Annotated in this window: 11 protein-coding genes; 4 read left to right on the top strand and 7 right to left on the bottom strand. The window is 71.3% G+C overall.

Translation table 11 applies throughout. From position 1 onward, the window contains the following. Window positions 1-124: 124 nt before the first annotated feature. The 5 genes from yacG to VP06_RS32750 form a co-directional block, all read right to left on the bottom strand. Entirely contained in the window at window positions 125-316 is a 192-nt protein-coding gene (gene yacG / locus VP06_RS32770; protein ID WP_245291403.1) for a DNA gyrase inhibitor YacG, read from the bottom strand. 19 nt (window positions 317-335) lie between these two features. After that, window positions 336-983 carry a Maf-like protein gene (locus VP06_RS32765; protein ID WP_048468008.1) on the bottom strand — a complete coding sequence of 216 codons (648 nt, stop codon included), beginning with the start codon at window positions 981-983 and terminating at the stop codon, window positions 336-338. A 203-nt stretch (window positions 984-1186) separates the two neighbouring features. Further along, a complete protein-coding gene (locus VP06_RS32760; protein ID WP_048468007.1) occupies window positions 1187-2569 on the bottom strand; it encodes an MFS transporter in 1383 nt (460 codons plus the stop codon). A 186-nt stretch (window positions 2570-2755) separates the two neighbouring features. Beyond that, window positions 2756-3613, bottom strand: coding sequence for a shikimate dehydrogenase (locus tag VP06_RS32755; RefSeq protein WP_048468006.1), 858 nt, complete (start codon window positions 3611-3613; stop codon window positions 2756-2758). Between the two features lie 144 nt (window positions 3614-3757). Further along, complete coding sequence (locus VP06_RS32750) at window positions 3758-4660, bottom strand: LysR family transcriptional regulator (RefSeq protein ID WP_048468005.1); 903 nt, start codon at window positions 4658-4660, stop codon at window positions 3758-3760. Between the two features lie 35 nt (window positions 4661-4695). On the opposite strand from VP06_RS32750, the gene VP06_RS32745 reads away from it, so the two are divergent. Further along, on the top strand, window positions 4696-6123 hold the full coding sequence (locus VP06_RS32745) for a glycosyltransferase (RefSeq protein ID WP_342586859.1): 1428 nt from the start codon (window positions 4696-4698) through the stop codon (window positions 6121-6123). Next, the gene (locus tag VP06_RS32740) at window positions 6120-6602 is read left to right on the top strand and encodes a DUF1203 domain-containing protein (RefSeq protein ID WP_048468004.1); all 483 of its coding nucleotides are present in this window, start codon (window positions 6120-6122) and stop codon (window positions 6600-6602) included. The genes VP06_RS32745 and VP06_RS32740 overlap by 4 nt, the downstream gene beginning before the upstream one ends. 99 nt (window positions 6603-6701) lie before the next feature. Here VP06_RS32740 and VP06_RS32735 read toward each other — a convergent pair whose 3' ends face one another. Further along, window positions 6702-7070, bottom strand: a complete 369-nt coding sequence (locus tag VP06_RS32735; RefSeq protein ID WP_048468003.1) for a hypothetical protein — start codon at window positions 7068-7070, stop codon at window positions 6702-6704. A gap of 99 nt (window positions 7071-7169) precedes the next feature. Between VP06_RS32735 and VP06_RS32730 the strand changes: the two genes are divergently transcribed. Together VP06_RS32730 and VP06_RS32725 are read left to right on the top strand one after the other, a co-directional pair. After that, a complete protein-coding gene (locus VP06_RS32730; protein ID WP_048468002.1) occupies window positions 7170-8102 on the top strand; it encodes a LysR family transcriptional regulator in 933 nt (310 codons plus the stop codon). A 98-nt stretch (window positions 8103-8200) separates the two neighbouring features. Further along, on the top strand, window positions 8201-9364 hold the full coding sequence (locus tag VP06_RS32725; RefSeq protein WP_048468001.1) for a dimethylmenaquinone methyltransferase: 1164 nt from the start codon (window positions 8201-8203) through the stop codon (window positions 9362-9364). Between the two features lie 10 nt (window positions 9365-9374). On the opposite strand, the gene lepB is transcribed toward VP06_RS32725, so the two are convergent. After that, window positions 9375-10298, bottom strand: coding sequence for a signal peptidase I (gene lepB, locus VP06_RS33995; RefSeq protein ID WP_053082132.1), 924 nt, complete (start codon window positions 10296-10298; stop codon window positions 9375-9377). Between the last annotated feature and the right edge of the window lie 377 nt (window positions 10299-10675).

Here is a 10675-nt window from a genome sequence, read left to right as displayed (position 1 = left end):
ATACCATCGGCCCAAGATGCTGACGCATCGGGCCGATGAACCATCTCGAATTTTCGATGCCAAGCCAGAGGCTTGACGCAAATTCGCGAACGGAACCAAAGGTCGTTTTCAACGACCGTTGGTATCACTCCTCGTGCGTGCCGTCGTCCTGGCCGAGCGCATCCTCGTCGCGGCCGGGGATCGCGTAGCGCCCGCTGAGCCAGCGTTGCAGGTCCACGTCGGCGCAGCGCTTGGAGCAGAACGGCTTCATGCTGGGGGAAGCCGGCTTGCCGCAGATCGGGCAGGCCGGCTGCGGGGTGTCGTCGGGCGTCGTCACGCGCGCCTCCTGTCCGTCGTCAGGCCGCATCGCCCCAGGCGCCGCGGACCGGGTAGCCCTCGCCCTCAAGCAGGCCGACCGTCTCGTAGAGCGGCAGGCCGACCACGGCGCTGTAGGAGCCGACGAGCTTCAGCACGAACGAGCCGGCGAGTCCCTGGATCGCGTAGCCACCGGCCTTGCCGCGCCATTCGCCGCTGGCGAGATAGGCGTCGATCTCCTTCGCCGAGAGGCGCTTGAACCGCACCCGGGTCTCGACCAGCCGCTCCCGCGGCCGGTCCTTCGGGCCGACGACGCAGACCGCCGTGTAGACCCGGTGGGCGCGGCCGGAGAGCAGCCGCAGGCAATCCGCCGCCTCGTCGGTCACTTCGGCCTTCGGCAGGATGCGCCGGCCAACCGCCACCACGGTGTCGGCCGCCACCACGTAGCCCTGGCGCAGCTCCTCGGTGCCGCGCGCCGCCGCCACCGCCACGTCGAGCTTGGCCCGGGCCAGCCGGCGCACCAGGTCGCGGGGCTTCTCGGATTTCAGCGGCGCCTCGTCGAGGTCGGCCGGCAGCAGGGCGTCCGGCTCGATCCCCGCCTGTTGCAGCAGCGCGAGGCGCCGCGGCGAGGCCGAGGCGAGGACGAGCTTCGGGCGCGCGGCCGGCGGGATCGGGGAGGTCTCGGTCATGAGGCGCCGTGTGTCGAAGGGAGTGCCACGCCCGATGCCCTATCTGGCCGGCGAAATCCAGCATTGCGGGGCGAGGTTTGCGCGCCGCGGCGCGCTCGGCCACCAACGCGGCCGGCCGAAACAGCGGACGGGCCGGACGCCTCCGCGCCCGGCCCGTCCATGGTCCGTCGGCCGGCCCGGGGCGCGCCCGGGCCGGGTCGTCGTCAGGCCATCGCCTCGCTGCGCAGCCGGTCGTATTCCGCCTGCGGCATCGGCACCGCGCGGGGCTGGCCGAGATCCTTCATGGGGATCCGGTAGGTCTCCCGGGCGGTGAAGGCCGCGATCGCCGACACCACGGTGATTGCCAGGGCGAGGGAGCCGATCGTGAGCGGGATGTTGGCCGAGCCGGGAGGCGCCACGGTGGCGAACAGGGCCGGCAGCATCGCCGTGATGGCGGTGCCGACGTTCTGCGAGATCGCCATCGCGGAGACCCGGGTGCGGGTCGGGAACAGCTCGGGGTAGAAGCTCGGGAAGACCGCATTGTAGCCCTGGTAGACGATGCCCCACATCAGCAGCGACATCACGATCGCCAGCGGCACGTTGGCGATGCTGATCGCATAGAGATAGCCGAAGGACAGTAGGCCGGAGCCGATCGCCCCGACGATGATCGGCGGGCGACGGCCGATCCTGTCCGACAGGTTGCCGACGAACGGGATCACCGCCACCGCCAGGATGTTCCCGAGCACCGGGATCCACAGATAGACGTCCTTGTGGAAGCCGATTCCGTAGGCCGCCTGGACGGCGTAGGCCGCGCCGAAGATGGTGGTGACAACCGGGATCACGTTCATCAGCGCCATGCACACCACCCGCAGCATGTCGGGCCAGGAGGTGGCGAACGCCTCGACGATCGGCGCGCGGGCGACCTCGCCCTGCTTCTCCTCAGCGGCGAAGGCCGGGGTCTCGTCGACCTCGCGGCGGATGATGTAGCCGACGATGATGACGACGAAGCTCAGGAGGAACGGGATGCGCCAGCCCCAGGCATTGAACGCCTCGGTCGGCATGTAGGCGGCGAGCGGCAGGAACACCGCGGCGGCGAGGATCTGGCCGGCCTGCACGCCCTGGAGGGTGAAGCTGGCGAAGAAGCCGCGGCGGCCGAACGGCGCGTGCTCCATGGTCATCGAGCTGGCCCCCGAGATCTCGCCGGCGACGGCGAAGCCCTGGATCAGACGCAGGATGACGAGCAGGATCGGGGCGAGGATGCCGACCTGGCTGTAGGTGGGCAGGAGGCCGACCGCGATGGTCGAGAAGCCCATCAGGAACATGCACAGGACGAGCACCTGCTTGCGCCCGTGGGTGTCGCCCCAGTGGCCGAGCACGAAGGCGCCGATCGGCCGGCTGACGTAGCCGACGCCGTAGGTGGCGAGCGAGGCCACGATCGCCACCGTCGGGTTGTTGGACGGAAAGAACAGCTGCGGGAAAACCAGCGAGGCCGCCGTCGCGTAGATGAAGAAGTCATAATATTCCAGCGCCGAGCCGATCCAGGCGCTTGCGGCAGCCTTCTTCGATTGCTGGCGGTCGTGGATATGGTCGCCTCGTGCAGCGCTCATCGGGTATTCCTCCGTGGTTCGACAGGATCTGTGCCGCCTTCGAGCTTCGGACGGCATTGGGTCAGCTTGGTTTTTCTTCGAGGGTAATGAGGGCTATGGCGTAAAGTAAAGATCAATCAAGCCTGTTGGGCGCAATTTCCTATCCGCCCCCAGACAGCAAGGGGACGGCCGAGGCGGCGCGGCGCGTCAGGCGGCCCGCGGCGCCACCGCGCGGTCGAAGGCCCGTTCCATGGCGGAGGCTGGCGCCGCGCGGCCCGTGAACAGCGCGAAGGCGTCGAGGGCCTGGTGGATGGCGAGTTCGCGCCCGGTCATGGTGCGGGCGCCGATCCGGGCCGCCTCCGTCAGCAGCGGCGTCCAGAGCGGGGAATAGACCGCATCCGCCACCCACATCCCGGGATGGAGCAGGCCGAAGGGGACGGGCGTGCCGCGGTCAGGCAGCATGCCGACCGGCGTGCCGTTGACGATCCCGCGCGCACCCTCGACCGCCTCCTCGATCCGGCGGCAGACGCGCAGGCTGGCATGGCCATCGAGCGCGGCGGCGACCGCTGCCGCCTTGGCCGGGTCGGCATCGACGAGGCGGACCTCCAACCCTGGGAACTGCGCCAGGGCGACCGCGACCGCCTTGCCGACGCCGCCGGCGCCGACGAGCGCCACCGGGCCGTCCGGCTGCGGCCCGAAAGCCTGGACGAGAGCGCGGGCAAAGCCGGTCGTGTCGGTGTTGTGGCCGATGAGGCGCCCGTCGCGGACGACGATCGTGTTGACGGCGCTGACCGCCCGCGCCCCCGGCGACAAGGCGTCGAGCAGCGGCAGGACCGCTTCCTTGTACGGAAAGGTGACGTTGACGCCGGCAAAGCCGATCGGCGCGAGGGCGCCGAGTACGGCACGCAGCTGCGCCGCATCCGCCCCGGGCAGGTCGATGAGCTGGTAATGCGCCGTGAGGCCGACCGCCTCGGCGGCGGCCTCGTGCATCGCGGGCGAGGCCGAATGCGCGATGGGCGCGCCGATCAGCCCGAGCAGGATCGGTCTGGCGTGTCCGTGAGCCATGCGGTGGCCCTTGTTGTGTGCGCCCGCCCGCGGCGAGCTGTCCCTGGCCGCGACCTTACGCCCGTCTTGCCCGCATCCTGAGTACCAAGTTGCACGGTGATCGTAACATCATGTTACGGTCCCGCTCCACCTCACGGCCGGACATCACGGCCTGACTTGCCCGGGCCGCGCCATCTCCTCGCGCAGGACGCGCACGAAGCCCGCCGCGAACATGCTGAGCGCGGTGCCGGCCTTCATGGCGATCCAGGTCTCGAAGACCGGCGCCTCCTCGATCGGCAGCACGCGGATTCCCGGGACGGCGTCATACGCGATGGTGAACTGGTCGATCACCGCGATGCCGAGGCCCGCCCGCACCAGCGAGCACACCGTCGAGCCGAACCGCGCCCGGATGGTGATCCCGTAGGACAGGCCGCGCTCGCGGAAGATGTCGGACATGATCCGACCATAGGGGTCGTTGGGATCGATGCCGATCAGGGGATGGCGCACGATCTCCTCGGCCGAGATCGAGGAGCGGGCCGCGAGCGGATGGTCGAGCGGCACGATGCAGAACAGGCCGCCCCGCGCCAGGGGCTCGAAGGTCAGGGCCGGATGGTCGAGGCGGTAGCTCATCGCCACCACCTCGCCCTTGCCCAGCAGCAGGTAGTCGATCGCCTCCTCCAGCTTGAGGATGTTGATGTCGATGACGAGGTGGGGATAGGCCGCCCGCACCCGCTCGATCGCCCGCGGCACCATGACGTGCGAGATCGACGGCACCGAGCCGATCAGCAGGTCCTGGCCCGCGCCGCCTTGCGTGCGTTCGAGGACGAAGCGCAGGTCCTCGATCTTGTCGAACACCGCGTTGATCTGCGCGAAGACGTGGCGCGCCTGCTCGGAGGGGACGAGTCGCCCGGCGCGCCGGTCGAACAGGCGGAAGCCGAGCGAAGTCTCGGTGTACTTCATCAGCCGGCTGATGCCCGGCGCCGAGACGTTGAGGAGCCGGGCCGCGCCCGCGATGGTCCCGGTCACCATCACGGCGCGGACAACCTCGATCTGGCGCAGGGTCAGCATCCGGCGTTCCTTCCATCCGACGGTGGTCCGCCCAGATGACGGGAAGGCCGGCTTCGAGGCAAATGCCCCGGCGGTGTCGCCGCCGAGGCCCGGCCCGGTGCGGCGGGCGGGCCGTTCCTCGCCACCGGAAGAACGATCCGAGATCCGATGCGCGTCCTCTTCGTCCACCAGAACTTCCCCGGCCAGTACCGGCACGTCGCCCCGGCCCTGGCGGCCCGGCCCGGCACCGAGGTGGTTGCGCTCGGCATCAATCCCGCCCCCGCCCTGCCGGGCGTGCGCCATATCCGCTATCCGGTCGCCGGCCGCTCCACGCCCGGCATCCATCCCTTCGCGGCGAGTTCGAGACCGCGACCCTGCGGGGCGAGGCGGCGGCCCTGGCGGCGCTCGCCCTCAAGGCCGAGGGCTTCGTCCCCGACGTGATCTGCGGCCATGCGGGATGGGGCGAGACGCTCTTCCTGACGGACGTCTGGCCACAGGCCCGGCTCCTGACCTTCGCGGAGTTCTTCTACAGCGCCTCGGGCGCCGATTTCGGCTTCGACCCGGAATTCCCGAGCCGGACCGGCGACGTCTTCCGCACCCGCGCCCGCAATGCCGGTCTGCTCCTCGCCTTCGCGGCCTCCGACCGGCTGGTCAGTCCCACCGCGTGGCAGGCGAGCCGCATCCCGGCCGTCTTCCGCGACCGTCTCAGCGTGATCCACGACGGCATCGACACCGACCTGCTGCGGCCCGATCCGAGCGCGCGCATCACGCTCGGCCGCGGCCGCTTCCCTCTCGGGGTCGGCGACGAGGTCGTCACCTTCGTCAACCGCAATCTCGAACCCTATCGCGGCTATCACAGCTTCATGCGGGCCTTGCCCGAGATCCTGCGCCGGCGCCCGAAGGCCCGGGCGGTGATCGTCGGCGGCAGCGCCACCAGCTACGGCGGACGCCCCCCTGCCGGCCGGACTTGGCGCGAGCTGTTCTTCGACGAGGTCAAGGCGGAACTCGACCTGTCGCGGGTCCATTTCGTCGGGCGGATTCCCTATCGCGACTACGTCGACCTGCTGCGGGTCTCGGCCGTCCACGTCTACCTGACCTATCCGTTCGTGCTGTCCTGGTCGATGCTGGAGGCGATGGCCCTGGGCGCCTGCCTCGTCGGCTCGGCGACGCCGCCGGTGGAGGAGGTGATCCGCCACGGCGAGAATGGGATCCTGGTCGACTTCTTCTCCGCGGCGGCGATCGCCGAGGCGGTGGTCTCGGCCCTGGCCGACCCCGCCGCGATGGCCCCCTTGCGGGCGGCGGCGCGGCAGAGCGCCCTCGCCTACGACCTCAGGAGGGTCTGCCTGCCGGCGCATCTGCGGTTGATCGAGGCGGTCGCCGCCGGAGGCGCCGGGTCGGACGGCTCCCACGAATGCGACCGCAAGAAGCGGGATGCGGCGCCGGCCCCCGGGGATCTATCCCGGCCGGAGGAGGTGCCGAGATGACCGCGTTCCAATGCATGGCGATCCCGACCGAGACGGCGGAGCGGTTCCGCCGCACCGGTCGGGACGATCGGGACAATGCCGTCAGGTCCGTCGTCGCGACGGCGGACGGCGCGTTTCCCTGCCGGCACTGCCTGCGTCTGGCCCGGCCCGGCGAGACCGTGCTGCTCGGCGCCTACGACCTGCCGCGGCCGCGCGGCATCTACTGGACGCCCAGCCCCATCTTCCTGCACGCCGACGCATGCCCCCGGGCCGAGGCGGTGAACGCGGTGGCTCCCATCGTGCGGGCCAACCCGCTCGTGTCGGTCCGCGCCTATGACGACACCGACCTATGCCTCTACGACCTCGGGCATGTCTGCGCCGGCGCCGAGATCGATGCGCCCCTCGACAGGGCCCTGACCGATCCCCGCACGGCCTTCGTCAACATCCATACCGCCCGGCCGGGCTGCTTGCTGTCGCGGGTGGAGCGGCTGCCCGGCTGACGCCGGTCTCCTGACCGCGGCCGCATCCCGACGAGATCGACGATCGCGAACCTCCCCTCCCGCGGGCGGCGCGGCAGCCGCCCGCGAGTCTCTGCCGGATCACTCCACCGAGGCGGTCGCCTCGACGGTGTCCCAGCCGCGCAGCGGCGTCACCGCGACGGTGTCGCCGGTGCGGGTGATGGCGACCGCCCGGGCCGGGGCGCCTTCCTGTCGCGGCGACGAGACCGTGATGCTCTGCCCGGAGGCCAGCACCGCCTCGAACCGGGAAGCGGGAGCGGCGGCGCGGGGGGCGAGGGTCACCACCACGCGGTAGCCGGCGGGCTCGGGCGCGTAGTAGGCCACACCGGCGAGCGGGCCGAGATCGAGGCTGGCCGCGCCGCTCGGCCGGAGGTCCTGGGCGGCAGCCGCTGAGGCCGCCGCGAAGGCGGCCGTCAGGATGGTCGTGCGAAACGTCGTCATCATGGTCATGGTCGTCGGGTCCGTTCGTCGCGGGGCTCGCTGCGGCCCCGCATCCATGGACGTGATATGCGCTGCGGTGCAGCATGGATCAAACAGATCGCATCGATAATGACTATTGATCATATCGATCTCTCCCGGGTCGACCTCAACCTCCTGGTGGCCCTCGACGCGCTGCTCGCCGAGCGCAGCGTCACCCGGGCGGCGGCCCGCATCGGCATCGGCCAGTCGGCGATGAGCAGCGCGCTGGCGCGCCTGCGCATCCTGTTCGGCGACGAGTTGCTCACCCGCGCCCCCGACGGGATGCGGCCGACCCCGCGGGCCCTCGCGCTGGCCGAGCCCGTGCGGACGGTCCTGCGCCAAGTCCAGATCCTGGTGCGCCGGGACGATGTCTTCGATCCCCGCACGGTGGAGCGCACCTTCACGATCAGCCTGCCCGACAGCGCCGAAGTGCTGCTCGGCACGCGGCTCCTGGCCCATCTGCGCCGGGAGGCGCCGGGGATCAGATTGCTGCTGCGCTCCCTCGACCGGGCGCATCTCCTCGAGGAGATCGATGCCGACCGGCTCGATCTCGCGATCGACCTGTCGTTCCGCGGTCAGGCGCACCACAAGCAGCGGCTGCTCTACCGTGACAGCTACGTCTGCCTGTTCAACGCTGCCCTGGTCGGGCTGACGCCGCCGATCTCGCTCGATGATTACCTGCGCTTCCCGCACGTGCTGACGAGCCTGCGCGAGACCGCCCACGGGGTGGTCGACGATGCCCTCGCCAAGCTCGGCCTCAGCCGCACCCTGGCGGTCACCTCGCCGCGCTTCCTGGCGGTGCCGTTCCTGGTGCGCAGTGCGCCGGTGCTCACCACCATGCATGCCCGCCTGGCGCTCCTCTTCGCCGAGACCCTCGGGCTGACGGTGAGCCCAACCCCCGTTTCCCTCGACGAGGTGGCGGTGGGGATGCTCTGGCACGCCTCCTATGACGACGACCCGGCCCATCGCTGGCTGCGCGACCTGCTGCGGCATCTGGCGGGCGAGGAGCCGGCCTTGTCCTGACCGGCCGCTCTTTTCCTCTCGCTCGGGCCCTGCCGAAGCCGCGCGCGAGCCGCTATGCTGGCCGGATTCATCCCCGACCCGACCCCGGACCCTTCGACGTGCGCCTGACCCAGATCACCCACCACGACCTCGACGGCTACGGCGCCGCCACCCTCGTCGCGGCCTATGCCGAGCCCGCCCGGATCGTGCACGTGCCGCGCTACGGCGATGTCGGTCCCGTGGTCGACGACGAATTGAAGCGCTTAGGGAAAACCAAGGCGGCCGAGATGGTGCTCATCACCGATCTCGGCATCGAGGAGCCGACGATCGCCTTCCTGCGCCGCTTCGCCGCCATGAACCGCAAGCGCGACCCGGAGGCCCAGCACCGGCTGGTGGTGCTGGATCACCACACCTCCTCGATCGACCAGATGCGGCGCCAGAACCTGGAGCCGAAGGCCGATGCCGAGAACCCGCGGCTGTCGCGGTTCGACCTCGGCGATCCGGCCGTCACCGTGCTGATCGACGAGAATGCCAGCGCGACCAAGATGGTCGCGACCCACCGCGCCCTCTTCGCCACCCGGGAGGCCGACCCGGCCCGGGCCGGGGACCTCGCGCTGCTCGTCGCCTCCGTCGACGCCCTCGACCTCTGGCGCAAGGAGGACCCGCACTTTCCCGGCGGCTTTGCCCTCGACGAGATCTTTTGGGACAATGTCGGCACCCTGGTGCCGGTCGGGCATCCGGCGCACGATCCCTTCATCGCCCGCCTGCTGCTCGAAGCGACCGCCAAGCTCCGCACCGGCGCCACCCCGGCCGAGCTGGAGCGCGCCGTGCCGGCGATCCGCGGGGCGATCGTCGACGCGCTGATGCGCGACGAGCCCGACGACGACGCGACCCTGACCACCCGCCAGCGGATGGCCCGGGCGCTCGCCCGCTCCGACGCATTGTTCCATGCCCTCCCGGACGGCACGCTCCTGTCCTTCGCCCTCGATGCCGGCACCTTCCAGCGGGTCTCCGACCTCGTGATGGCGAGCGGCCGGGCCAAGCGCCTCGTCAACGTGCAGCGCGCCGGCACCCTGTCGTTCCGCTCGATCGACGGCACCGCCCTCGACGGGGCCCGCCTGTTCCGCGGCGGCGGCCACCAGGACGCGGCCGGCGGCAAGCTGCCGAGCGGCACCGCCTTCTCGCTCAGCGACGCCGTGGCGCAGGTCGAGCCGGTGCTGAACCCGCCGAAGAGCGCGGCCGCCGACAGCCCGTTCGCGGCGCTGAAGAACTGGAAGGGCTGAGGGGGCGCCGTCAGCGCAGGGCGGTGAGCAGGCGGCCCGTCGTCGGCGGCCAGGTGAAGGTGCCGCCCGTCGCCACGAGATCCTCGGTGCGCACCAGGCCGATCTGCTCGTGGCGGCTGTCCAGGCTGTTGTCCCGGTTGTCGCCGAGCACGAACAGGGCGCCCGGCGGGATCGTCGTCGGCGGCAGGTCCCGTCCGACCGTGGTCCCGTCGAGCCGGGCGATGCGGTAGCCGGCGCTCCCGGCAGGCCGCTCGATGAAAGCGTGCGCCGTCTGCCCGCTCCCCACCGTGACGGTCCCGTCCGCCTCCTGCGGCACCGGGCGACCGTTCAGGATCAGGGATCCGTCCGTCATGGCGACGGTGTCGCCGGGCAGGGCGACCACGCGCTTGACGTAGATCGTTTCCGGGAGGGTCCTGGGCCGGAACATCACGATGTCGCCCCGGGCCGGGAACGGGCGGTCCCGGCGGGCATCGGAGAGAAAGACGTCGCCCACCACCAGGCCGGGATTCATCGACGCGGAGGGGATGGAGAACGAGCGCCACCCGAACGGCATCGTCGCATCCAGCCCGGCCTGAAGCGGAAGGACGACCAGGGCCGCGAGCCAGGCCGAGCGCCACCAGGGCGGCTTGGGCCGCATCGAGGACGACCGGGCCCGCCGCATGGCGTCGATGGCGGCGCCGAGCCAGATCAGCAGGAAGGCGGCGAGGAGCACGAGCCAGGCGGTCACCACCGGCGGGGTCGGCGGCCACAGGGCGGTGATCCCGAACAGGACGACCGAGGCGAGGGTCCAGACCACCACGAGCGCCGCACCGAGCGGCCAGGCCCTGGCCCGGACATGGCCGAGCCCGGGACAGAGCAGCGAGAGCAGGCCGGCCAGGGCCACGCCGCCCCAGCGGCGGAGGCGGCTCGGAGGCGGGGCGGTCGGATCGGTCATCGGTCGGGCAGTCTCACGGGCAGGGATACGCGGCCTCGGATCACTGGTCCGGGGGATCGCCGTGACCCGAACGGGAGACCGTTCCGCGTCGTCGCACGGTCGGCCCGGGCTTGGGAAGGGAGGGTGAACGGACCTGTCGCGCGGGGAGCTCTCGCCCTGGCCGAGCGGGCCGCCCTGGTTCCTCGGCGTCCTCCTGGCGTTCGACGCGGCCGCCGCCCTCGCCGTCGTGCGGATTGCGGGCGGCCCACCGGCGGGCGGAGCGAACCCGCATCCGCTTTCCCTTCCGACAGCCCTGTCCACGCCGGCGGGCGGATTCGTCGTCCTCCGTCGCCTGAAGGCGACGGTCCTCTGCGGAAGCCAATGTATGGTCGCCCCGG

Origin of the sequence: Methylobacterium aquaticum (assembly GCF_001043915.1) — a bacterium.
Classification (GTDB): Bacteria; Pseudomonadota; Alphaproteobacteria; order Rhizobiales; family Beijerinckiaceae; genus Methylobacterium; species Methylobacterium aquaticum.
This window is presented reverse-complemented; position numbering and strand designations above follow the sequence as displayed.

Excerpts from the sequence above, each read along its gene's own strand:
- VP06_RS32765 (WP_048468008.1), bottom strand. The coding sequence starts at position 983 with ATGACCGAGACCTCCCCGATCCCGCCGGCCGCGCGCCCGAAGCTCGTC.
- VP06_RS32760 (WP_048468007.1), bottom strand. The coding sequence starts at position 2,569 with ATGAGCGCTGCACGAGGCGACCATATCCACGACCGCCAGCAATCGAAG.
- VP06_RS32755 (WP_048468006.1), bottom strand. The coding sequence starts at position 3,613 with ATGGCTCACGGACACGCCAGACCGATCCTGCTCGGGCTGATCGGCGCG.
- VP06_RS32750 (WP_048468005.1), bottom strand. The coding sequence starts at position 4,660 with ATGCTGACCCTGCGCCAGATCGAGGTTGTCCGCGCCGTGATGGTGACC.
- VP06_RS32745 (WP_342586859.1), top strand. The coding sequence starts at position 4,696 with ATGACGGGAAGGCCGGCTTCGAGGCAAATGCCCCGGCGGTGTCGCCGC.
- VP06_RS32740 (WP_048468004.1), top strand. The coding sequence starts at position 6,120 with ATGACCGCGTTCCAATGCATGGCGATCCCGACCGAGACGGCGGAGCGG.
- VP06_RS32735 (WP_048468003.1), bottom strand. The coding sequence starts at position 7,070 with ATGACCATGATGACGACGTTTCGCACGACCATCCTGACGGCCGCCTTC.
- VP06_RS32730 (WP_048468002.1), top strand. The coding sequence starts at position 7,170 with ATGACTATTGATCATATCGATCTCTCCCGGGTCGACCTCAACCTCCTG.
- lepB (WP_053082132.1), bottom strand. The coding sequence starts at position 10,298 with ATGACCGATCCGACCGCCCCGCCTCCGAGCCGCCTCCGCCGCTGGGGC.